This is a genomic window from Winogradskyella wichelsiae (assembly GCF_013403925.1).
GTDB classification, from domain to species: Bacteria; Bacteroidota; Bacteroidia; order Flavobacteriales; family Flavobacteriaceae; genus Winogradskyella; species Winogradskyella wichelsiae.
Genome location: NZ_JABFDJ010000002.1, coordinates 24,023 through 46,798 on the forward strand (window position 1 = coordinate 24,023; position 22,776 = coordinate 46,798).

At 34.3% G+C, this 22,776-nt stretch carries 21 protein-coding genes and 1 riboswitch; of the genes, 6 read left to right on the forward strand and 15 right to left on the reverse strand.

From position 1 onward, the window contains the following. Positions 1–19 precede the first annotated feature (19 nt). Genes hemL through HM985_RS03745 form a run of 3 tightly spaced genes read right to left on the reverse strand, consistent with a single transcriptional unit; the run spans position 20 to position 3,046 of the window. Entirely contained in the window at positions 20–1,306 is a 1,287-nt protein-coding gene (gene hemL, locus HM985_RS03735) for a glutamate-1-semialdehyde 2,1-aminomutase (RefSeq protein WP_179374972.1), read from the reverse strand. Between the two features lie 3 nt (positions 1,307–1,309). Then, positions 1,310–2,137 carry a glucosaminidase domain-containing protein gene (locus HM985_RS03740; protein WP_179374973.1) on the reverse strand — a complete coding sequence of 276 codons (828 nt, stop codon included), beginning with the start codon at positions 2,135–2,137 and terminating at the stop codon, positions 1,310–1,312. Positions 2,138–2,140: 3 nt separating this feature from the next. Next, positions 2,141–3,046, reverse strand: a complete 906-nt coding sequence (locus HM985_RS03745) for a 1-aminocyclopropane-1-carboxylate deaminase/D-cysteine desulfhydrase (RefSeq protein ID WP_179374974.1) — start codon at positions 3,044–3,046, stop codon at positions 2,141–2,143. Between the two features lie 517 nt (positions 3,047–3,563). Between HM985_RS03745 and HM985_RS03750 the strand changes: the two genes are divergently transcribed. From HM985_RS03750 to HM985_RS03770, 5 genes are all read left to right on the forward strand, one after another. Then, on the forward strand, positions 3,564–3,725 hold the full coding sequence (locus HM985_RS03750) for a DUF5522 domain-containing protein (RefSeq protein WP_179374975.1): 162 nt from the start codon (positions 3,564–3,566) through the stop codon (positions 3,723–3,725). Next, on the forward strand, positions 3,725–5,725 hold the full coding sequence (locus HM985_RS03755) for a urocanate hydratase (RefSeq protein WP_179374976.1): 2,001 nt from the start codon (positions 3,725–3,727) through the stop codon (positions 5,723–5,725). The genes HM985_RS03750 and HM985_RS03755 overlap by 1 nt, the downstream gene beginning before the upstream one ends. Positions 5,726–5,741: 16 nt before the next feature. After that, on the forward strand, positions 5,742–6,293 hold the full coding sequence (locus HM985_RS03760; RefSeq protein WP_179374977.1) for a DUF4136 domain-containing protein: 552 nt from the start codon (positions 5,742–5,744) through the stop codon (positions 6,291–6,293). A 125-nt stretch (positions 6,294–6,418) separates the two neighbouring features. Further along, positions 6,419–8,317 carry a SulP family inorganic anion transporter gene (locus HM985_RS03765; RefSeq protein ID WP_179374978.1) on the forward strand — a complete coding sequence of 633 codons (1,899 nt, stop codon included), beginning with the start codon at positions 6,419–6,421 and terminating at the stop codon, positions 8,315–8,317. A gap of 121 nt (positions 8,318–8,438) precedes the next feature. Beyond that, positions 8,439–8,630: a cold-shock protein gene (locus HM985_RS03770; protein WP_020895249.1), complete on the forward strand. Its 192-nt coding sequence runs from the start codon at positions 8,439–8,441 to the stop codon at positions 8,628–8,630. Between the two features lie 198 nt (positions 8,631–8,828). On the opposite strand, the gene moeB is transcribed toward HM985_RS03770, so the two are convergent. The 11 genes from moeB to HM985_RS03825 all read right to left on the reverse strand — a co-directional run bounded on the left by moeB (position 8,829) and on the right by HM985_RS03825 (position 21,357). After that, complete coding sequence (gene moeB / locus HM985_RS03775; protein ID WP_179374979.1) at positions 8,829–9,878, reverse strand: HesA/MoeB/ThiF family protein; 1,050 nt, start codon at positions 9,876–9,878, stop codon at positions 8,829–8,831. Continuing rightward, complete coding sequence (thiH, locus tag HM985_RS03780) at positions 9,878–10,999, reverse strand: 2-iminoacetate synthase ThiH (RefSeq protein WP_179374980.1); 1,122 nt, start codon at positions 10,997–10,999, stop codon at positions 9,878–9,880. Before thiH ends, moeB begins: the two co-directional genes overlap by 1 nt. 3 nt (positions 11,000–11,002) lie before the next feature. Then, complete coding sequence (locus HM985_RS03785) at positions 11,003–11,773, reverse strand: thiazole synthase (RefSeq protein WP_179374981.1); 771 nt, start codon at positions 11,771–11,773, stop codon at positions 11,003–11,005. Between the two features lie 36 nt (positions 11,774–11,809). Continuing rightward, the gene (gene thiE, locus HM985_RS03790; RefSeq protein ID WP_179374982.1) at positions 11,810–12,433 is read right to left on the reverse strand and encodes a thiamine phosphate synthase; all 624 of its coding nucleotides are present in this window, start codon (positions 12,431–12,433) and stop codon (positions 11,810–11,812) included. After that, positions 12,423–13,208, reverse strand: a complete 786-nt coding sequence (locus HM985_RS03795; protein ID WP_179374983.1) for a hydroxymethylpyrimidine/phosphomethylpyrimidine kinase — start codon at positions 13,206–13,208, stop codon at positions 12,423–12,425. Before HM985_RS03795 ends, thiE begins: the two co-directional genes overlap by 11 nt. 22 nt (positions 13,209–13,230) lie before the next feature. Next, positions 13,231–13,833 carry a thiamine phosphate synthase gene (locus HM985_RS03800; protein ID WP_179374984.1) on the reverse strand — a complete coding sequence of 201 codons (603 nt, stop codon included), beginning with the start codon at positions 13,831–13,833 and terminating at the stop codon, positions 13,231–13,233. Positions 13,834–14,107: 274 nt separating this feature from the next. Then, the gene (gene thiC / locus HM985_RS03805; RefSeq protein WP_179374985.1) at positions 14,108–15,967 is read right to left on the reverse strand and encodes a phosphomethylpyrimidine synthase ThiC; all 1,860 of its coding nucleotides are present in this window, start codon (positions 15,965–15,967) and stop codon (positions 14,108–14,110) included. Positions 15,968–15,997: 30 nt separating this feature from the next. Then, positions 15,998–16,201, reverse strand: a complete 204-nt coding sequence (gene thiS, locus HM985_RS03810; RefSeq protein ID WP_179313334.1) for a sulfur carrier protein ThiS — start codon at positions 16,199–16,201, stop codon at positions 15,998–16,000. 46 nt (positions 16,202–16,247) lie between these two features. Beyond that, a riboswitch (TPP riboswitch) is annotated at positions 16,248–16,342 on the reverse strand. A 209-nt stretch (positions 16,343–16,551) separates the two neighbouring features. Beyond that, entirely contained in the window at positions 16,552–18,645 is a 2,094-nt protein-coding gene (locus HM985_RS03815) for an alpha-ketoacid dehydrogenase subunit alpha/beta (protein ID WP_179375596.1), read from the reverse strand. Between the two features lie 279 nt (positions 18,646–18,924). Then, on the reverse strand, positions 18,925–19,992 hold the full coding sequence (locus tag HM985_RS03820) for a branched-chain amino acid aminotransferase (RefSeq protein WP_179374986.1): 1,068 nt from the start codon (positions 19,990–19,992) through the stop codon (positions 18,925–18,927). A gap of 87 nt (positions 19,993–20,079) precedes the next feature. After that, on the reverse strand, positions 20,080–21,357 hold the full coding sequence (locus HM985_RS03825) for a dihydrolipoamide acetyltransferase family protein (RefSeq protein ID WP_246284968.1): 1,278 nt from the start codon (positions 21,355–21,357) through the stop codon (positions 20,080–20,082). A 201-nt stretch (positions 21,358–21,558) separates the two neighbouring features. Between HM985_RS03825 and HM985_RS03830 the strand changes: the two genes are divergently transcribed. Then, positions 21,559–22,035: an Lrp/AsnC family transcriptional regulator gene (locus tag HM985_RS03830; RefSeq protein ID WP_179374987.1), complete on the forward strand. Its 477-nt coding sequence runs from the start codon at positions 21,559–21,561 to the stop codon at positions 22,033–22,035. Positions 22,036–22,145: 110 nt separating this feature from the next. Here the strand turns inward: HM985_RS03830 and HM985_RS03835 are convergent, their stop codons facing one another. Continuing rightward, a complete protein-coding gene (locus tag HM985_RS03835; protein WP_179374988.1) occupies positions 22,146–22,745 on the reverse strand; it encodes an acyltransferase in 600 nt (199 codons plus the stop codon). Between the last annotated feature and the right edge of the window lie 31 nt (positions 22,746–22,776).

Here is a 22,776-nt window from a genome sequence, read left to right on the forward strand (position 1 = left end):
TTGTGACTAAACTTTTTTACTAAAGATCTTTTGCAATTTCTTCTACTGCAGCAATAGTCTCATTTAAATCCTTATAACTTAAGGCATCTGTTATAAACCAAGTCTCAAAAGCACTTGGAGCAATATAAATACCTCTATTTAGCATACCGTGAAAGAACTTTTTAAAAGTTTCGTTATTTCCTTTAGCTGCCGTATCAAAATCGATAACAGTATCTTGCGAGAAATGAACCGATATCATTGAGCCAATTCTATTAATCGTATGAATTACGTTATTCTTATTAAGCGCATCAGCAATACCTTCATGCAAATATTTTGTCTTTTCTTCTAACCTAGTCATTAAATCTACATCCGCATTAATTGCTTTAAGCATTGCTAATCCAGCAGCCATAGCTAAAGGGTTACCACTTAGTGTTCCTGCTTGATAAACAGGTCCTAGAGGTGCTAGATGATTCATAATTTCATTTCTAGCGGCAAAAGCACCTACAGGTAATCCACCTCCAACAACTTTACCGAAACAAACTATATCAGCATTAACATTTTTTAATTCTTGGACTCCCCCTTTTGCAAGTCTAAAGCCTGTCATTACCTCATCAAATATCAATAAGATATTATGAGCATCGCATATAGCTCTTAAGCCTTCTAAAAAGCCATCAACAGGAGGAATACACCCCATATTACCAGCAACAGGTTCTACTATAATTGAAGCAATTTCACCTTTATTAGCTTCTACTAATGACTTTACATTTTCAATATCATTATAGTTTGCTAAAAGCGTATCCTTTGCTGTTCCTTCTGTAACACCAGGACTGTTAGGTGTTCCAAATGTAACTGCACCACTTCCTGCTGCAATTAGAAATGAATCGCTATGTCCATGATAGCAACCTGAAAATTTTATAATTTTATCCTTTTTAGTAAATCCACGCGCTAATCTGATAGCACTCATACAAGCTTCTGTACCTGAATTTACAAAACGAATTTTATCGATATTTGGAACCATTGACACTGCTAATTCGGCAATCTCAGTTTCAATAGCTGTAGGCATTCCAAAAGAAGTACCTTGTTTGGTTTTTTCTATAACAGCATCTACCACTGGTGGAAATGCATGACCAAGCAACATTGGGCCCCAAGAGTTAATATAATCTATAAAACGATTTCCGTCTTCATCATAAACGTAAGCTCCTTTTGCAGATTTCGCAAAAATAGGAGTACCACCAACAGCACTAAATGCTCTTACTGGAGAATTTACACCTCCAGGAATAACTTCTTGGGCTGCTTTAAATAAAACACTACTTCTTTGATATAACATAAATTAATTGGGAATAATAAGTTTTTGACCAATTGTAAGGTCATTTGATTTTAAATTGTTTTTGGCTTTTAGAGCTTCAACAGTAGTATTATATAATCGAGAAAGTGAATACAATGTATCACCTTTTGATATTATATGGTTATTGGCGTTGCTTTTCTCTGCATCTTCAATAATCGTTGTAGATTTTCTTGTAGACCTCTTAGATGAAGGATTAAGCACTTCTTCGTCATACTCATATAACTTATAACGCTCAATAAGACTGATTAATTTTTCAGGATATTTTCTATCGGTTGCATAACCTGCTGCTCTTAATCCTTTAGCCCAACCTTTATAATCATCTTCATCTAATTGAAATAAATCAGCATATCGACTTCTTCCTGTTAAAAACTCTGAATGATCTTCATAAGACATTTCTGCTTTCGGATATTTTCTAAAACATTCTTGAGAGCGATCATCGTCGTGATAAATTTTATCACCGGACCATCCATGACATTTAATTCCGAAGTGATTATTCGCCTTTACAGCCAAACGTCCGCTACCCGATCCTGATTCCAAAATCCCTTGTGCAAGTGTTATACTTGCTGGTATTTTATGAGAACGCATTTTAGATTTAGCGATCTCAGCATATAAATCAATATAAACATCAACACTACTTGGTGCTTTAGTTTCCTTTACAACTGCAGGTTTTACAACTGTTTTGCTATTTTCTTCCCTTTCCTTAACAACAGTTTTACTAGTTCTACTTTCTGTTTTCTTTGTTACAATACCTTTTTTAGGTCCACAACTCATTGCCACCACAGCAATTAACACTATTAAATATCTCAACTTCATATTTTATTCTACAATTAAAGGATGGTTTTTACGCTTCAACATTTCATTTACACCCGCAATCCCTTGCAAACCGCCAGTATGAATGGCTAATACCTTAGAACCCTCAGGGAAAAATCCTTGTTCAATTAAATCAAATATTCCATAGAGCATTTTACCAGTGTAAATAGGATCTAACGGAATGTTATAATCAGTCTTAAATCTATTGATAAACGAAATCAATTCGGGCTTTATTTTACCATAACCCCCAAAATGATAATCAGTTATCAGTTTCCAATTTTCTTGATTTGCAAATTTACGAATATCTTCTTGTAAAAAATCACCTTTTAACGCCGGAAAACCCAATACTTCCTGATCCTTTTGAGACGCATTAATTAAACCTGAAATTGTACCTCCTGTTCCAACAGCACTACAGATATAATTAAAATGAGAATCTTCGTCTACTAAAATTTCTTCACATCCTCTTACTGCTAGATCATTTGTACCTCCCTCAGGTAAGATATAGCAAGCTTCAAACTCTTCTTTTAATTCATCTAAAAAAGTTTCATTCATCTTTTCTCTATAAGCTTCCCTTGTTATAAACTTTAGGTGCATGCCACAAGTTTTAGCGAATTGTAAAGTAAAATTTAATTCACTTTTATAAGCTAATTCTTCACCTCGAATAATACCTATTGTTGGAATTCCATATTCTTTTCCGGCATAAGCAACCGCTGCAATATGGTTTGAAAAAGCACCACCAAAGGTTAACATTGATTTTGCATCAATAGCTTTAGCACGTTCTAAATTATACTTTAGTTTACGAAATTTATTTCCTGAAATAAAAGGATGAATTAAATCTTCGCGTTTAATTGTAAGCTCAATCGAAGAATTTTTTAGGCTTATTTTTTGATTTTGAATAGGATCGTGAAACAAATTCTTTATATTTTTAAGATAAAAAAGCGCTTATTAAGCAAGACTTACCTAAAGATTAAAACTAAAATTATTCTGCCTTAAAAGTAAGATTTAAATTTCAAAAAAGACCTTGATTTCAAATAGTTCAAATCTTTTTCATTACCATAAGCTTCACGTTCAAATGAAATATTTCTATATGCTAAATTCCATTTTCTATATTGAATCAATCGTATTAAAAATTCAAATACATAAATAATAAAAAACGGAATGATTAGTAATTCTATTTGCTGTCGTAAATGTATTTTTTCATGATTTATAAGCACCAAATCTTGTTTTAATTTTTTTGTTTTTAAAATTACAAAAGGAAATATGGTAATACCTATATAACCTCTTGGCACTATATATTTTGAAATTAAGATCACAATTTATTCACGTCAAAAATTAAACTATTCTCATTTACAAAGAGAATAATATCATATTAAAACCTCACTAAAATCTCAGATTTATTCTCTCTAAATTAAGTTATATTTGTTTATATATGAAGAAATACGTTCAGATTGAAGATGGAGACTACTATCTTACACCAGAAGGCTACCGTTGTTTTACAGAACAATACCATTTAAAACGTGGCTATTGCTGTGAAAGTGGCTGTAGACATTGCCCTTATGGCTTCAATAAAAACACATTAAAAAAGAAGTAATGCAAAGCACAAAATTATCTTTTAAAGATCAAATATTAGAAGGCATTCCAAATATATTACCAGAGCCAAAACCTTATGATGCATCAATAAATCATGCACCAAAACGTAAAGCTATTCTGTCAGCTGAAGAAGAAAAATTAGCACTAAGAAATGCCTTACGTTATTTTGATAAAAAGGATCATAAAACATTATTATCCGAGTTTAAAAACGAATTAAATACGTATGGAAGAATCTATATGTATCGTTTAAGACCAGATTATAAAATCTATGCTAGGCCAATTTCTGAATACCCATCAAATTCAACACAAGCAGCAGCTATTATGCTTATGATTCAGAATAATTTAGACCATGCTGTTGCACAACATCCACACGAATTAATTACGTATGGTGGTAACGGTGGTGTATTTTCAAACTGGGCGCAATACCGATTAACAATGGCTTATTTAGCCGAAATGAATGACGAACAAACTTTAGTAATGTACTCTGGCCATCCTATGGGATTGTTCCCTTCACATAAAGAAGCTCCAAGAGTTGTTGTAACTAATGGGATGATGATTCCTAATTATTCAAAACCTGATGATTGGGAAAAATTCAACGCTTTAGGTGTCACACAATATGGACAAATGACTGCTGGAAGTTATATGTACATTGGTCCACAAGGGATTGTACATGGCACAACAATTACGGTATTAAATGCTTTTAGAAAAATAAAAAAAGAACCAAAAGGAAATCTCTTTGTCACTTCTGGTTTAGGTGGTATGTCTGGCGCGCAACCAAAAGCAGGAAACATAGCAGGTTGTATTACGGTTTGTGCCGAAGTGAATCCGAAAATTACTCAAGTTAGACTTGATCAAGGTTGGATTGACGAAAAAATAACAGATTTAGATCAGCTTGTTAGTCGTGTAGAAAAAGCTAAAGCCGAAAAAGAAACCATATCTATTGCCTATTTAGGAAATATAGTAGACGTTTGGGAAAAGTTTGATGACGCTAATATTCATATCAACATAGGAAGCGACCAAACCTCGCTTCATAATCCATGGGCTGGAGGCTATTACCCTGTAGATATTTCTTTTGAAGATGCTAATGAAATGATGGCAAATAAGCCAGCACTGTTCAAAGAAAAAGTTCAAGAAACATTACGTCGCCATACAAATGCTATAAATAAGCACACCGCAAAAGGGACTTATTTCTTCGATTACGGAAATGCCTTTTTATTAGAAGCTTCTCGTGCTGGTGCAGATATTATGGCTAGCAATGGTATTGATTTTAAATACTCAAGTTATGTACAAGACATTATGGGACCTATGTGTTTTGATTATGGGTTTGGCCCTTTTAGATGGGTTTGTGCTTCTGGAAAACCTGAAGATTTAGCTAAAACAGATGCTATTGCATGTGCTGTTTTAGAAGATATTAAAAAGAATTCACCTATTGAAATTCAGCAACAAATGGCTGATAATATTCAATGGATTAAAGGCGCACAAGAAAATAAGCTTGTAGTGGGCTCGCAAGCCAGAATTTTATATGCAGATGCTGAAGGTCGAATGAAAATAGCCGAAGCATTTAACCAAGCTATTAAAAATGGTGATATTGAAACTGTTATTTTAGGACGAGATCATCATGATGTTTCCGGGACCGACTCCCCATATAGAGAAACCAGTAATATTTATGATGGTTCTCGGTTTACAGCAGACATGGCCATACAAAATGTGATTGGAGATAGCTTTAGAGGAGCAACTTGGGTTAGTATTCACAATGGCGGTGGCGTTGGCTGGGGAGAGGTTATTAACGGAGGCTTCGGCATGGTTCTTGATGGTAGTACAGAAGCATCAAAACGATTACAACAAATGCTTTTTTGGGATGTTAATAACGGGATTTCAAGACGAAGTTGGGCGAGAAACGAAGGTGCTGTTTTTGCTATAAAACGTGCAATGGAAGTAGAACCCAACTTAAAAGTGACTTTACCCAATTTCGTAAATGATGATTTATTAAATGAAGTATAATTAAAAACAAAATGTTATGAAAAAATTACTCAAACTCACACCTATGTTTCTTTTACTTATAGCGTTATCCTCTTGTAGTTCTGTACAAGTTGCTGCAGATTACGACAGAGAAGCTAATTTTGACAATTACAAAACTTTTGCATTTTTTAAACCCGGAATTGACAAGGCTGAAATCAATGATATTGATAAGCGTAGAATTTTAAGAGCTATTGAAGCTGAATTAATGGCTAAGGGTTATACAAAATCTGAAAACCCTGATATGCTTGTTAGCATCTTTACAAAATCTAACCAACGTGTTGACGTTTATAACAATGCTTGGGGTAATGGAGCTTGGGGATGGGGCGGTTACGGCGGCTGGGGTTGGAGATCTGGTTGGAATAACAACCAAGTATCTACAACAACAGAAGGTGTATTATTTATAGACCTTATTGATACCAATAAAAAAGAATTAATCTGGCAGGGTTCTGGAACAGGAAATCTAGAAACAAGAAATATGGAAAAGAAAGAAGAGCGCATTAAAGAATTTGTAGCAGAAATGTTGATGCAGTTTCCACCAGAAGAAAAATAAAAAACACTTATATTATATAAAAAAGCATTGGTCCTCACCAATGCTTTTTTTGTTTGGGCAGTTTACGATTTATAGATTAAATTCAAAAAGTCTACCTTTGCCGCCTTTTAATAATAAGAAATATTATGTTCGGTCAAAACACCATTAAAAACTTCACACAAAACCCTAAGAATGATATTCTTGCAGGTATCACCGTTTCTCTAGCCATGATCCCTGAGGTTGTTGCCTTTGCCTTTGTTGCTCAAATTAGTCCAATAGTTGCACTTTTTGGTGCCTTTATAATAGGTATCATTTCTGCACTTTTTGGCGGAAGACCTGGTTTAATATCTGGAGCTGCGGGAGCCGTGGCGGTCATTTTTGTTCACATGATTCAAGAAGGGCATGCAAAAGGACTTTTATTCGATTCACCTGTAGAAAATATGGGCTATTTTTATTTGTTAGCTGCTGTTGTTTTAATGGGAATTATACAAGTATTAGCAGGTGTTTTTAAGCTTGGAAAATTTGTACGCCTCATTCCACATCCCGTAATGTTAGGGTTTGTAAATGGTTTAGCCATTGTTATTTTCATGGCACAATTAGGTATGTTTAAAGAAAACACAAAGGATATTTTTGGACAAAACATGCGTAAAACAGAATCTAAAGAACTGATTTATAATGTAAGTGATAATTCTGTGAAAGATTTAATTTCTGACACTAAATTATTTTCGATAAAAGGAGAATCAATAACCAATATTAATACGGGTGAGGAAGTTTTTATAATGTCTAACAATCAAGTTTTCGATGTAAAAACGAAAAAGGTTGTTTTTAATGTTCAGGATAACGGTTTCTACTCTGTTAAAGATAGCGGTGTTGTGAAATCAATTATGGAAGGCAAAAAACTTTACATAATGATAGGTTTGGTCTTATTAACGATGCTTATTATTTGGGGCTTACCTAAATTAACTAAAAAAATGCCAGCAGCATTAACAGCTATTTTAATCGTGACATTGATTTCTATCTTTGGAGGTTTACAATCTATTAATGTAGGAGATTTTATTAGAGATGGTGGTGGCGCTGGACTAAATGGATTTGACGAACTCTCTAGCAAACTAAATCTTGGTGAACTTTGGAGTCATTTGCCATTTAACTTAGACACTTTAAAATTCATTGCACCTTATGCTTTTTTAGCGGCGTCTGTAGGATTAATTGAAACCTTAATGACAATGAATCTTGTAGACGAACTAACAGACACTAGAGGTGACGGAAACAGAGAATGTGTTGCTCAAGGAGCAGGTAACATGGTCAGCGGTATCTTTGGAGGAACTGGTGGTTGTGGAATGATTGGACAAACCGTTATTAACGTTAATGCCGGTGGTAGAGGTCGTTTATCTGGTGTTATGATGGCTATTACGCTTCTAACTTTTATCTTATTTGCAGATAAATATATTGAACAAGTACCAATCGCTGCTCTAGTTGGTGTAATGTTTATGATGGTTATTGAAACTTTTGCTTGGTCTAGTTTAAGAATCATGAAAAAAATACCAATGTCTGACGCTGTCGTTCTTGTCATTGTATCTGTAGTTACGGTTATTTTCGATTTAGCTATAGCTGTATTTGTTGGTGTAATTATTTCAGCCTTATCTTTTGCTTGGGAAAATGCTAAAAAAATTAGAGCCCGTAAGCGTATTCAAGCTGATGGAACAAAAACCTATGAAATTTGGGGTCCTTTATTCTTTGGAAGTATTACTGCTTTTAATGAAAAATTTGATATTAAAAATGACCCTGACCATGTAGAAATCGATTTTGTTGAAGCACGAGTTTCTGATCATTCAGCGATTGAAGCTATTTTTATTATTGTCGAAAAATATCAAGCGGAAGGAAAAACTATCAAATTAAAACATTTAAGTGAAGATTGTAAAATATTACTTTACAAAGCGAACCCTAAATTTAAAGATGTTATTGTTGAAGCCATTAACGACCCTAGATATCATTTAGCTGCTGATCCTGAAAAATTTACAAGACCATTGTCTGAATATAATGTTTAAATTTAATTGGCTATAAACAGAGATTAAAGCGCTTATTACAATAATTAAAAATAACTAGATTAAATTAATTGAATTTCAATTAATTACCTTATATTTGCACCTTAATTTAATATATTTTAATATGAGTACTGGTACAGTAAAATTTTTTAATGACTCTAAAGGTTTTGGATTCATAACAGAAGAAGGAAACAATAAAGAGCATTTTGTACATATTTCTGGTTTAGTCGATGAGATTAGAGAAGGTGATAATGTAGAATTCGATTTAGCAGAAGGAAAAAAAGGATTAAACGCAGTTAATGTAAAAGTTATATAATTATATATCTTACAATCTTTTTAAGAATAGAAGCCTATCTTTTAGATAGGCTTTTTTATGCTTAATAATTTAAGCTTTTATATTAAAAAGAATCGGCAGCCTTAATTTAACAACCAATTATCATCTTTTCTTTTTATAAGACTAGAAAGTGTTTGTTTTAGAGCTAATGTTATTGAAAACTACACTTTAAATACGCCACTATAATCCTTCTTTTAAATTATAAAAAACGGACTTCTCTAATCGTTTTTTTAAATAAGTAATAGCGCTATTACTTCTTTTTCCAGATTTGCAATAAACAACGACAGGTAATGTAATATCTATTTCTTTAAATCGTTTTGATAACTGTCCTAGAGGAATATGTTGTCCACCAATATGATACGCTTCTCTTTCTGATGCTTCTCTAACATCTAACAAATTATAACGTCCTTTGTTTCTATTCAATTCATCTAATGTGATCTCTTTAGTTGAAACAATGCCGCAGAAAAAATTATAATCTTTTTCTAAAGCATTAATTGTTGACGTTTCATCTTTTTCAAAACCCAATATCTGTTGATTCAAACTTAAAGCATCAAATAATAATAGCTTATTCGTCAACAGTTCTCCAACACCACAAATAAGCTTAATGGCTTCATTTGCCTGTAAACTCCCAATAATGCCAGGCAAAACACCCAGGACACCTATTTCTGAACAACTGGGAGACGCTTCAGGTTTTGGAGGTGTTGGATACAAACATCTATAAGTTGCACTTCGTAAATAATTAAAAACACTCACTTGACCTTCGAATTTAAAAATAGCGCCGTAAACTAAAGGTTTGTTCGTAATTACTGCTGCATCGTTTGTTAAATATCGCGTTGAAAAATTATCACTTCCGTCTATTATTATATCATAATTAGAGAATAACCCCATTGCATTTTCACGAGTTAGTTTTTCGTTATAAGTATTAAAAAGCACAAACGGATTCAATTGAGATAACCGCTTAGCAGCTGTTTCTGCTTTAGAAAAACCAACATCATTAATAGTATATAAAATCTGACGTTGTAAATTACTTTGATCGACTATGTCATGGTCTATTATACCAATAGTTCCAATACCTGCCGCTGTTAAATATTGTAAAACAGGACAACCTAAACCACCAGCACCAATGACTAAAACCTTTGCTTGCTTCAGTTTTAATTGTCCTGCTTCCCCTATTTCATCTAAAATAAGATGACGACTGTATTGCTTTCGTTCTTCTGCGGTAAGACTCATTACTTTTGTATTTCTTCAAAATGTTCCCAATCTTTCCAAACCACTTCTAACCCTTGACCTTTTAACATTTTGACGATTTCTTCTGTACTCCTTTCATCAGAAATTTCAAACTGTTCTAAAGATTGTGGTTCTACAGTATAACCTCCTGGATTTGTTTTAGATTCTGCACTAATTGAAGTGGCACCTAATTGAACAATATTATTTCTAAATATTTCATTTTCCCTTGTAGACATAGACAATTCTATATCTTCATCTAACAAACGAAAAGCACAAATTAATTGCACCAAATCACTATCGGTCATTTCTACTTTTGGCTCTAAACCTCCAGAATGCGGCCTTAATCTTGGAAATGAAATAGAGTACTTTGTCTTCCAATACGCTTTTTGTAAATATTTTAAATGCAAGGCTGTAAAAAAACTATCTGCACGCCAATCTTCCAAACCAAACAAAGCACCTAATCCAATTTTATGAACACCTGCTTTCCCTAATCTATCTGGTGTATCTAAACGGTAATTAAAATTAGATTTCTTTCCTTTTGGATGGTGTTTCTTATACTCTTCTCTGTGATATGTTTCTTGATATACCAATACGGCGTACAATCCGTTTTCAATTAACAACTCGTATTCCTCTTGATCTAAAGGCTGTACTTCTATGGTAATATTCGAGAATTGAGAACGTATTATTTTAATCGCGTTTTTAATATAATTGACGCCTACCGTTTTATTGGCTTCTCCAGTAACTAACAAGATATGATCATATCCTTTTTTTTTCAAAAATGCCACCTCTTTTAAAATCTCAGCATCTGTTAATGTGCGTCTTGGTATTTTGTTTGTCATGCTAAACCCGCAATACGTGCAGATGTTCTGGCACTCATTACTTAAGTACATTGGCGCATACATTTGTATGGTATTACCAAATCGTTTTTTAGTGAGCATGCTACTTTTCTGTGCCATTCGTTCTAAAAATGGCTTTGCTGCAGGAGAAATTAAGGCTTTAAAATCTTCTAAATCTAGCTTTTCTTTTGCTAAAGCATTTTCTACCTCAACTTCTGTTTTACTGAAGATGCTTTTCAGTGTGTTATCCCAATTATACGTATTGAAGAGTTCTATGAAATTTGCCATATTTTAGTTTAAAAAACTTGTTAACGGACTACTAGCTTCCGCTTTATTTTTAATAGGAGCTAGTTTTGCTTCAAAAGCCATTCTACCAGCTTCCACTGCCATTTTAAATGCTCTTGCCATAATTACCGGATTTTTAGATACTGCAATTGCCGTATTTACTAAGACAGCATCTGCACCTAATTCCATGGCATAAGCTGCATGCGATGGTGCGCCAATACCAGCATCTACAATGACAGGCACATTAGATTGCTCGATAATAATGTCTAAAAAATCTTGCGTTTTTAATCCTTTATTACTTCCAATCGGTGCTCCCAACGGCATAACACATTGCACGCCCACATCCTCTAATCGTTTACACAATACAGGATCTGCATGAATGTAAGGCATCACTACAAATCCCAATTTTATTAATGTTTCTGCTGCTTTTAAAGTTTCTATAGGATCTGGTAATAAATACCTAGGATCAGGGTGAATTTCTAATTTAACCCAATTAGTACCTAAAGCTTCTCTTGATAATTCTGCTGCAAAAACAGCTTCTTTTGCGGTTCTAACACCAGATGTGTTTGGCAATAAATTAATATGAGCATGTTTTAAATGCGTTAAAATATCATCTTCATTATTTTGAACATCTACTCTTTTTAAAGCCACAGTTATGAGCTCACTTTCGGAAGCCAATAAAGCATCTTTCATTACTTCTGAAGCGCTAAACTTTCCTGTTCCTGTGAATAATCTAGAGGTAAATTCTTTATCTGCTATTTTTAATATTTTATTCATTTTTACTTTTTTGAATCTATGTTAGATTAAGACTGCTTATGCTTTTACTTCTGACGAATTTAAGATTTCATAAAACTTAGAAATACTTGTAAAATCTTTAGTTATTGTTCCAGAAACGGCTATTCCGTAAACACCTGTTTTTATAATTGCTGAAACATCTTCCATACCAATACCACCAATAGCAATTATAGGCGTGTCTTTTTCTAGCTTATCTATTAACTGCTTGTAACCTTCGACACCCAAAACTGGACTTAAATTCTTTTTAGTTTCTGTAAACTGAAAAGGTCCTAAACCAATATAATCCACTTCCTTTTCTATTAGAACTTTGCAATCCTCTAAAGTGTTGGCAGTGCCTCCAACTAGATATTGTTTTCCCAAATAGGCTCTAGCTATTAACGGACATGCGTCTGTTTTTCCTAAATGAACACCGTCTGCTTTTACGGCTTTAGCTATTTTATAATGATCATTTATTATGAGCTTTACTTTAAATTGAGTGGTGATTTCTCTAGCTTTTTCTGCAGTTTCTAAAATGATATCTAGTGCCATTTCTTTTAAACGCAGCTGTACTAATTCTGCTCCGTTTTCACATGCTTTTTGTATGTTTTCTAAATGATCTTGCGGTGTTTTACCTTGAGAGATATAATGTAGTTTACTTAGCATTTTCTGTATATTTATGTGTTCCTAGCAAGGTGTTGTTTGAATTTAAAAACTGTTCGGTATACCATTTTACATTTTTACAGGCATCTTCTATGTTCATTCCTTTTTCTAAATTAGAAGCCAATGCTGACGATAAAACACAACCGCTTCCATGTTTTTGAAAAACGGTTTCTGCAATTGGCGGAATGTTTAGTTTTACTATTTTACTGTAATAGACTTCATCCCATCCTTTTTTATCCGTTCTATGACCTCCTTTTAAGTAGATATTTGTTCTTTCTGAAATAAAATCGATGGTGTCTTCTATAGATTTCTCTGGAAATAAGGCTTCAATCTCTTCGTAATTTGGTGTGATAAAATCACAACTTCTCAAGACTTCTTCTAAAATTTTTAAATCTTGTTTGTTATGAAAATTAAAACCTGCACTTGCTTTTAAAACAGGATCTAGTACTATTTTTATAGTTGGATTAAGCTTTTTTAATGTTTGAATAACTTCTAATAAAACGTCCCAAGACTGGATGATTCCTATTTTTACTACAGCAATGGCAAACCGTTGAAACAAAAGGTCAATCTGATTTAAAATGGTTTCTTTTTCAATCCAAATACAGTCTTTAAAATCTATATCGTTTTGAACAGTAACTGCAGTACACACGGCTAAACCGTACAAACCATGCGCTTCAAATGTTTTAATATCCGACGTAATTCCGGCACCACTTGATGGATCTAAACCCGCTATTGTTAAGATGTAGTTTTTTTGATTCAATTTTTCTGTATTTAACATCAATAGGTTATTCAAAAAACACTTATTTATTGGTGTGTTTATTATATGTTTCTTTTATTTTTATAAAACCCTCTAACGGATTTTCAGCATTCCAAACACCACCTAAAACACCTATTCCTTTAAATCCTAACGTTATAGTTTCTTCTATCGTTTCAGCATTAATACCACCCATACCAATGATTGTTTTATCAATATGCTTAACATCAAAACCTTTTCCCTTATATCCTTTTTTTGATATTGAAGAAAAAACAGGACTTAATAAATGATAATCGAACTCAAAATAACACGCTTTTAATACTTCTGGCTCATGAAATGAAGAGCTTATGGTTTTACCAAACATATTTAGGTTTTTGAAATATTGACCAGGATTATCTATATGGTCCATTCTTTTTTGTTCTTGAAAATGAATACCTTTTAAATTGAAATCGTTTATCAGCTCATGAAAATAATGCACTACAATTCTGTTGTGATATTCTTTATCAATTTTGTTTAAATACGCAACGTGTTCTTCGTGATTTTTATCCGGTTTTCTCAAATGATACACCAATAAACCTTCTCTAAATAATTGGTTTAGTATTTCTATTTCGTTTGGAATATCGTTTTCTGGTGCGATAAGAACTATCATAGTGTTTTTAGTTTTTAATATTAAAAGATAAGATTACTTCGTCGTATCTCTTCGTAATGACGGTTACTTGGATTTTGAGTTAGGGATTACTCAGTTATTCTATTTTATTAAATAGGAACTCGTGAGTGTTATACAATTATAATGGCATTCTTTTGCTGTCAGTTCGAGTAAATTTATGCAGTGCCTTAATAAATTTGTATCGAGAACCAGCAAAAGATATAATGGAAAGCCCGCCCACGCTTTTTTTTCAAAGCGTGGGAACTTCCTTATAATTTTACAAATAAACTTCGGATCCTTTTTCTTTAAACTCTTTAGATTTCTCCTCCATTCCTTTTGCAATAACCTCGTTATCTACAATATCGTTAACTGCAGCAAAATCGCGTACTTCTTGAGAAATTTTCATAGAGCAGAATTTTGGTCCGCACATAGAACAAAAATGAGCGATTTTAGCACCTGCGGCAGGCAAAGTTTCATCATGATATTCGCGTGCACGCTCTGGATCTAAGCCTAAATTAAATTGATCTTCCCAACGGAACTCAAAACGCGCCATACTCAACGCATTGTCTCTGTGTTGCGAGCCTGGGTGACCTTTGGCCAAATCTGCAGCATGCGCAGCCAATTTATAAGTTATCACACCAACACGCACATCTTCTTTATTGGGTAAACCCAAGTGCTCTTTTGGCGTTACGTAGCACAACATGGCACAACCGTACCAACCTATCATTGCGGCTCCAATACCTGAAGTAATATGATCATAACCTGGTGCAATATCTGTAGTTAAAGGGCCTAAAGTGTAAAAAGGAGCTTCGTCGCAAAGTTCTATTTGCTTCTCCATATTTTCTTTAATCATGTGCATTGGCACGTGTCCTGGTCCTTCTATAAAACACTGTACTTCGTGTTTACGTGCAATTTGCGTTAGCTCTCCTAGCGTTTCTAATTCTGCAAATTGTGCTTCGTCATTAGCATCTGCAACAGAACCTGGACGCAGACCATCTCCTAGAGAAAAGGCTACATCGTACTGTTTTAAGATTTCGCAAATATCTTCGAAATGCGTATATAAAAAACTTTCTTTATGATGTGCTAAACACCACTTTGCCATAATTGATCCGCCACGAGATACAATACCAGTAACACGTTTTGCCGTCATTGGCACGTAACGTAATAACACACCTGCGTGAATGGTAAAATAATCGACTCCTTGTTCGGCTTGCTCAATTAATGTATCGCGAAAAATCTCCCATGTTAAGTCTTCGGCAACACCGTTTACTTTTTCTAATGCTTGGTAAATGGGCACGGTACCCACTGGCACTGGTGAGTTACGTATAATCCACTCGCGCGTTTCATGAATATTTTCTCCGGTAGATAAATCCATAATATTATCTGCTCCCCAACGGCAAGCCCACACTGCTTTTTCTACTTCTTCTTCAATAGATGAGGTTACAGCAGAGTTTCCAATATTTGCATTTATTTTTACTAAGAAGTTTCGACCTAAAATCATCGGTTCTGCTTCTGGATGGTTAATATTTGAAGGAATTATTGCACGACCTCTTGCGACTTCCGATCTTACAAATTCTGGTGTAATTTTATCTGGAATAGAAGCACCAAAGTGTTCTCCTTTATGTTGCTTTCTAATCTCTGTCATTTCATCTATTCGTTGGTTTTCGCGAATAGCGATATACTCCATTTCTGGTGTAATTAGTCCTTTTTTAGCATAATGTAATTGGGTTACGTTTTGACCTTTTTTAGCTCTTAGCGGATTCTTTAATAACTTAAAACGCATGTGATCTAAACTAGCATCGTTTAAACGCTCGTTACAATATTCTGAAGAGAATGATGCTAATTCCTCTACATCACCACGTTCTTTAATCCAAGGTTCTCGAATTCTTTCTATACCGCTATGTACATCTATTGCTTTGTCTGGATCTGTGTAAGGTCCGGAAGTATCGTAAATTGTAACGGGCTCGTTGGGAGTTTTCTTTTTTGTCATTGAGTCTACCGTATCACTCAATGTAATTTCACGCATGGCAACTTTAATTTGCGGGTGCATTTTTCCGTTGATATAGATTTTCTTAGAATTCGGAAACGGATGTCTTGTAATACCGTTTTGCTTTGGAGCTGTGTCTTTGTTCTTCATTTGATAATTGGTTTCCTTTTAAAATAAAAATCATCCTCCTTGAGTAGATTTTATAATTAAAATATCATCATTATTGTGAAGTAATCTTGAAGACCAATCTGTTTTCTTTACCACAGTATTATTTATAGCAATAGCAATTCCGTTTGTTTGAATTTTTAAATTTTCGACAAACTCTTGTAGTGTTATGTTTTCTAAAATGTGGTGATCTTCTTGGTTTACTTTTATAGTAATCATATTTATAAAATATTACTGTAAACCAAAATGGTAGTATTTCGATGTTTTATCGAACATAACTTTTTCCTACGTTGGTATTAACCAAATCAGGTTCTAAGGATGTTTCTCAAACTAATTTAATAGCTACTCCTAAAGTTTACACCTCAAATATAGAAGATTATTTACGACTTTCATACGCTTTCCAATTTATTTTTGAAATCTCTTTTTTTGAAAAAACATATTTTAACTAAAATCTATTTCTATAAAAATGAAGCAAATTGAATTCATAAAAAAAAGGGATTCATAATTGTTTTCCAATTACGAATCCCTTTTATTACACACATAAGTATATGTGTAAGACTATTATAAATTTAATAGTTTAGTATCTTTTCTATCTTAGCTTTCACTTTATCTGTTGAAGGAATCATGGTTTGTTCTAAAGTCGAATTTAAAGGAATTGCAGGCATATTCTCACTACCAATTGTCATGACTGGCGCATCTAAATATTTAAAGCATTCTTCTTGAATTTTACCAGATAAGGCTCTTGCAAAACTATTGTTTGAAGGTTCTTCTGTTACCACTAAACACTTTCCTGTTTTCTTAACCGATTCCATAATCGTGTCTTCGTCTAAAGGAAACAGTGTACGTAAATCAATCACTTCAATTTGGTCATGCATCCCTAATTCTGCACTAGCATTCATTGCCCAATGTACTCCCATTCCGTAAGTCACAATAGTTAATGTTTCTAAATTTTCTTGTTTCCAAATTTCTTGTAAAACCCATGCTTTACCAAAAGGCAATACATAATCTTCACTTGGCTCCACAGACGTTGCACCTTGCGTTCCTGGCACTTTAGACCAATACAACCCTTTGTGTTCTAAAATTACAACTGGATTAGGATCGTAATAAGCCGCTTTCATCAATCCTTTTAAATCTGCTCCATTACTTGGATAGGCAATTTTTATACCTCTAATATTTGTTATTACAGATTCAACCGAAGATGAATGATAAGGTCCACCACTTCCATAAGCACCAATTGGTACACGAAGAATCATACTTACAGGCCATTTTCCGTTAGACAAATAACAACTTCTACTGACTTCTGTAAATAATTGATTTAAGCCAGGCCAAATATAATCAGCAAACTGAACCTCAACAATGGGTTTTAATCCAACAGCACTCATTCCAACGGTTGAACCTACAATAAAGGCTTCTTGTATTGGTGTATTAAACACTCTATCGTCTCCAAATTTTTGTGCTAATGTAGCTGCTTCTCTAAACACACCACCAAGTCTTCCTCCAACATCTTGTCCATAGAGTAAACATTCTTTATGCTTTTTCATTAATTCTTCTACAGCGAATAAAGCACAATCTACCATAACCACTTTTTCGACACCTTCTGGTGAACGTGTGCCTTTTTCTTCGGTAATTGGTGTAGGTACAAAGTCGTTAGTAAATAAATCTTCAGGTTTTGGATCTTCGGCTAATAACGCTCTTTCAAAATCTGATTGTACTTTTGCTTTCGCGGAATTTTCTATGTCTTCAACTTCTTGTTCCGAAAATCCTGCATCTAGTAATTGTTGTTTTATAACTGGATAAGGATCGCGAGAACGTGCTTCATCTAAATCGTCTCGATACCATTCCATTCTTACACCTGAAGTATGGTGATTTAACAACGGAACTTTTGCGTGTACTAAAAATGGTCTGCGTTCTGTACGAATAGTTTCTATTACTTTTTCTAAGGCTTCGTAGCTTTCTGTAAAGTTGGCGCCATCTATTGATATCGCGTCTAAACCTTTAAATCCTGCTGCATATTCAAAAGCATTTTGTGCTCTTGTTTCTGCTGCATTGGCACTAATATCCCAACCATTATCTTGTACTAAATATAAGATTGGCATTTGCTTTAAAGCTGCCATTTGAAACGCTTCTGCTATTTCTCCTTCGGTTACTGAGGCGTCTCCTAAACTACAAACGGTAATTGGTTTTAGAGCGTTCTCGACTGCGCTCGAACTGACAGGGTCAGATTCTAAACTATAATCGTCTAAACCTTGTAATTCTTTATACTGCATTCCCATGGCAACTCCTGTTGCTGGAATGGTTTGCATTCCTGTTGCAGAGGATTGATGCGGTATTTTTGGCTTATCGTCGTCCTTTAAACTTGGATGCGAATAGTAGGTTCTTCCTCCAGAAAATGGGTCGTCTTTTTTGGCTAATAATTGCAACATTAAATCGTAAGGTTCTAAACCAAATGATAATAGCATAGCATCGTCTCTATAGTACGGAAAGGCATAATCTTGCGGTAATAATTGTAAACCTAAAGCGATTTGAATGGCTTCGTGTCCACGTGATGTTGCATGTACGTATTTTGAAACTTGTTTAAAATTAACTTCGTATAATTCTGCCATTGCTTTTGCTGTGCAGAGTTTTGAAAATCCTTTTTTTAGTGTTTCTTTTTTCATAATCATTTCCCACGAAAGTGGGAATCTCATTAATTAAACTTACTTTCTACTTCTACACCCTTAAAGTCCCCTCAAGGGGACAATCCTTGAATAATCTTAGAACTATTGTCCCCTTGAGGGGACTTTAGGGGTGTTTTTGCGTTAGGGATTACTCGTTCATTCTTATTTAATAAATATGAACTCGTGATTGCTTCGCAGTTGAGGCATTTGTTGAAGCTCTTTTTTGTTTTTCTCAAAAAAAGCGACTGCCGAAAGCCCGACCCTTGTGGTAACGCCCAAATTACTTTAAGCTAATTGGTTTTCAATTTTAATCATCCAATTAAATTTATCTTCAATTTTACCTGTTTTGATAGCGTTTAGAGTATTGTTAACTTCTAAACCTACTGGACTTTTATCTGATACATGAATTATTGTTTCGCCCATGGCTATTTCTTGAATGTAAGCGATACCAACGGCTGTTCCTGTTCCGAAAGCTTCTTCTAATGTACCGTCAATTGAAGCATCTCGGATTTCTTGAATGGTTATAGCGCGTTCTGTAACCTCGTAACCTTTATCTCTTAAAATATCCATAACGCTCATTCTGGTAATGCCATCTAGAATGGAACCATCGCGTTTTGGTGTGATGAATTTTCCGTTGACTTTAAAGAAAATATTCATGGTGCCAACTTCTTGGATATAGTTATGTTCTACAGCATCTAACCACAATACTTGGTCATATCCTTTGGCTTTTGCTAATTCTGTTGGACGAATGGCTGCTGCGTAATTTCCAGCAGCTTTAGCTTCTCCTGTTCCCCCTGAGGCTGCACGTATATATTTATTTTCTGCCCACAATTTTATACGTTTAGTGAAAAATGGACCAGCTGGTGATGCCATGATTATAAACTTGTAATGTGTTGCTGCTCGCATACCTATAAAAGCTTCGTCGGCATACATAAATGGTCTTAAATAGAGTGCACTTCCGTCCATTGGTGGAATCCAATTTTGTTCTATTGTAACTAGTTGTTTTAAGCCTTCTACAAATAAATCTTCTGGAAAATTTGGCATTCCCATTCGGTCTGCACTAAAATTTAACCGTTCTGCATTTTTTGATGGTCTGAAAAGCATAGGGTTCCCATTGGCATCTACAGTTGCTTTCATGCCTTCGAAAATGGCTTGTCCGTAATGTAAAGCCATGGCTGCTGGATGTGTAGGAATCATTCCCATGGGTTCTATTCTTGGATTTTCCCATACGCCATTGTTATAATCACAAATAAACATGTGGTCTGTGAATGTTGTACCTAATGGTATGTTGTTGAAGTCTATGTTTGAGACTTTAGATTCGGTTACTTTTTGTATAGATATGTTGTGGCTCATAATTTGCTGTCATTCCTGCGTAGGCAGGAATCTATTTAATTTATTATTTCATAGTGGATTCCTGCCTTCGCAGGAATGACAAATGATTTATATTTCTCTATTAGTATCAAATTGTTCGAAATAATCTGCTACTCTTCTTACAAAACTTCCTCCTAAGAATCCGTCTACTACGCGATGATCGAAAGAAAGCGATAAGTACATCATGCTACGAATAGCTATTTCATCTCCTTTCTCAGTAGTGATAACTTCTGGTCGTTTTTTTATTATTCCTAATGCTAAAATGGCAACTTCTGGTTGATTAATAATTGGTGTTCCCATAACGCTCCCAAAAGTTCCTACGTTAGAAATTGTGAAGGTACTGCCTTTAATATCGTCGCCTGCTAATTTGTTTTCTCTTGCTTTTCCAGCTAATTCATTTACGTTAGCTGCAATGGTTTTTAAATCTTTTCTATCTGCGTTTTTTACTACAGGAACGATTAAGTTACCACTTGGCAAAGCTGTTGCCATACCTATATTGATATCTTCTTTAACGATGATGTTATTACCATCGACTGAGGCATTTATATTTGGAAAATCTTTTACTGCTTTAGCTACGGCTTCAACAAATAATGGTGTAAAGGTTAAACGTTCTCCATACTTTTCTTGAAAAGCGACTTTATTTGCATTTCTCCAGTTTACCATATTCGTCATGTCTGCTTCTACATAAGCTGTAACGTGAGGTGATGTGTGTTTTGAGTACACCATGTGATCTGCAATCATTTGGCGCATTCTGTCCATTTCGATGACTTTTCCTTTGCCTTTATCGAAATTTAATTGTGGAATTCTGTAAGCTGTTGGGTCTTTTTCGGTTACTGGTTGTGCAAATTTGTATGGTCTGCCTTCTTCTATATATTGAAATACATCGCTTTTGCGTAATCTACCTTCGTGTCCTGTTGCAGGAATTCGTGCTAATTCTTCAAAGCTGATGTGATGTTCTTTTGCTATTTTGATGATTAATGGCGAAAAGAAGGTGTTTGCGTTTGATGTTGAAAATGAAGTAGAACTCGAGTTGGAAGCCTGCTGTACTGGCTTTGGTCTTTTAGACTTTACCTTATTCTCAGCAGCGCTCGAACTTGCAGCTTTAAGTTCATTTTGTACTTTCGATTTCTTCACTTCTGAAACTTCTAAAATCGCAAGAACTTCTCCTACTGGAACGACATCTTTAGCTTGAAACATGGTTTTAATTAAAGTTCCTGCTGCTGGTGCTGGCACTTCGTTATCTACTTTATCTGTTGCTACTTCTAGTATAATATCTCCTTCTTCGAAAGAGTCTCCTTCAGAAATCAACCAATTGATGATGGTGCCTTCGGTTATACTTTCGCCCATTTTAGGCATCTTTAATTCGAAATTCTTCAAGCTATCGTAGTTTAGGATTCTAAGAATTAAAGATAATGCATATTGAATTATACAATTGTTAAAATCTTTTAATTTACCATTAAAAAGGATATTATTCTTAAATTAAATACTATTACAGATTATTAGACTTTTAATCATTAAATTTACTGCTTTAAAGCAATTTATTTTCTCATGCCATATACACTCGATAAAATAGACACACAACTGTTAGCTATACTTCAAAAGAATAGCAATCGAACAACAAAAAGTATTGCTGAGGAACTCGGCATGAGCACTTCACCAATATTTGAACGCATTAAAAAACTTGAAAAAGAAGGTTATATTGAAAAATATGTTGCTGTTTTAAACAACAAGAAAATTGGCTTAAAACTGACTGTTTTTATAGGAATCACGTTGCAAGGTCATACGCGAAGTTATTTAGAAAAGTTTGTAAAGGAAATCAACAACTTTCCGGAAGTTGTAGAATGCCATCGCGTCAGTGGAAATTTTGACTATTTACTAAAGTTGGTTGTTGAGGATATTGAGGCTTATGAAACTTTCATTATTTCAAAATTGACGCTACTTCCTTATCTAGGAAATGTTCAAAGTTTGATTGCTTTATCGACGAGTAAAGAGACCAATGAGATTGATTTGAGTCGGGTTTTGTAGTCCTGTAAAATTTTGAAAATATGACAGGTCTTTAATATTCAAATTGAAAAACACTGGGCTTCTCGATACAATTCTGATAAAAAATTGGAATCACTCGAAGAGACGTCATTTTATTTTTTGAACGTTTCCCGAAGTGTTTTATAAATATCATCTTGAATTTTCATGTTTTCTGGCACCTCTCTTAATGGCTCAACTTCTTTTAAACTCTCATGGCAGTCTGCTGGTAACTGCTGATATAATTGGGTGCCTTTTGTTTTCCAATCAATCATTTCATCGGTAACTCCTCTGATTATTTTTGCAGGATTTCCAACGACTAAACTTCGATATGGAATTTTTGTTTCTGCTTTTACAAACGACATGGCTCCAATGATACATTCGTCTCCAATTTCGGCATCATCCATGATTACGGTGTTCATTCCTATTAGGCAATTTCTACCCAAATTTGCACCATGAATTATCGCTCCATGTCCCACATGTGCACTTTCTTTTAGTGTGATGGACTTACCAGGAAACATATGCACAGTACAGTTCTCTTGGATATTTACACCATCTTCTAAAATGATTTGTCCCCAATCTCCACGAATAGCTGCTCCTGGACCAATGTAGCAGTTTTTACCGATAATAACATTACCAGTAACTGCTGCTAAAGGATGGACAAAACTGGATTTGTGTACTACTGGTGTGTAACCTTTGAATGAATAAATTGCCATTTTTTTTGTCGAGTTTATCATTCAGAGCGAA

Bases quoted from the DNA above. Each gene is read 5' to 3' on its own strand.
- HM985_RS03760 (WP_179374977.1), top strand. From the start codon at position 5,742: ATGAAAAAATTACTCAAACTCACACCTATGTTTCTTTTACTTATAGCG.
- HM985_RS03800 (WP_179374984.1), bottom strand. From the start codon at position 13,833: ATGATAGTTCTTATCGCACCAGAAAACGATATTCCAAACGAAATAGAA.
- HM985_RS03750 (WP_179374975.1), top strand. From the start codon at position 3,564: ATGAAGAAATACGTTCAGATTGAAGATGGAGACTACTATCTTACACCA.
- HM985_RS03820 (WP_179374986.1), bottom strand. From the start codon at position 19,992: ATGAGCCACAACATATCTATACAAAAAGTAACCGAATCTAAAGTCTCA.
- HM985_RS03785 (WP_179374981.1), bottom strand. From the start codon at position 11,773: ATGAATAAAATATTAAAAATAGCAGATAAAGAATTTACCTCTAGATTA.
- hemL (WP_179374972.1), bottom strand. From the start codon at position 1,306: ATGTTATATCAAAGAAGTAGTGTTTTATTTAAAGCAGCCCAAGAAGTT.
- HM985_RS03755 (WP_179374976.1), top strand. From the start codon at position 3,725: ATGCAAAGCACAAAATTATCTTTTAAAGATCAAATATTAGAAGGCATT.
- moeB (WP_179374979.1), bottom strand. From the start codon at position 9,878: ATGAGTCTTACCGCAGAAGAACGAAAGCAATACAGTCGTCATCTTATT.
- HM985_RS03740 (WP_179374973.1), bottom strand. From the start codon at position 2,137: ATGAAGTTGAGATATTTAATAGTGTTAATTGCTGTGGTGGCAATGAGT.
- HM985_RS03830 (WP_179374987.1), top strand. From the start codon at position 21,559: ATGCCATATACACTCGATAAAATAGACACACAACTGTTAGCTATACTT.
- HM985_RS03765 (WP_179374978.1), top strand. From the start codon at position 6,419: ATGTTCGGTCAAAACACCATTAAAAACTTCACACAAAACCCTAAGAAT.
- HM985_RS03815 (WP_179375596.1), bottom strand. From the start codon at position 18,645: ATGATTATGAAAAAAGAAACACTAAAAAAAGGATTTTCAAAACTCTGC.
- HM985_RS03825 (WP_246284968.1), bottom strand. From the start codon at position 21,357: ATGGGCGAAAGTATAACCGAAGGCACCATCATCAATTGGTTGATTTCT.
- thiC (WP_179374985.1), bottom strand. From the start codon at position 15,967: ATGAAGAACAAAGACACAGCTCCAAAGCAAAACGGTATTACAAGACAT.
- thiS (WP_179313334.1), bottom strand. From the start codon at position 16,201: ATGATTACTATAAAAGTAAACCAAGAAGATCACCACATTTTAGAAAAC.
- thiE (WP_179374982.1), bottom strand. From the start codon at position 12,433: ATGCTAAGTAAACTACATTATATCTCTCAAGGTAAAACACCGCAAGAT.
- HM985_RS03835 (WP_179374988.1), bottom strand. From the start codon at position 22,745: ATGGCAATTTATTCATTCAAAGGTTACACACCAGTAGTACACAAATCC.
- HM985_RS03770 (WP_020895249.1), top strand. From the start codon at position 8,439: ATGAGTACTGGTACAGTAAAATTTTTTAATGACTCTAAAGGTTTTGGA.
- HM985_RS03795 (WP_179374983.1), bottom strand. From the start codon at position 13,208: ATGTTAAATACAGAAAAATTGAATCAAAAAAACTACATCTTAACAATA.
- thiH (WP_179374980.1), bottom strand. From the start codon at position 10,999: ATGGCAAATTTCATAGAACTCTTCAATACGTATAATTGGGATAACACA.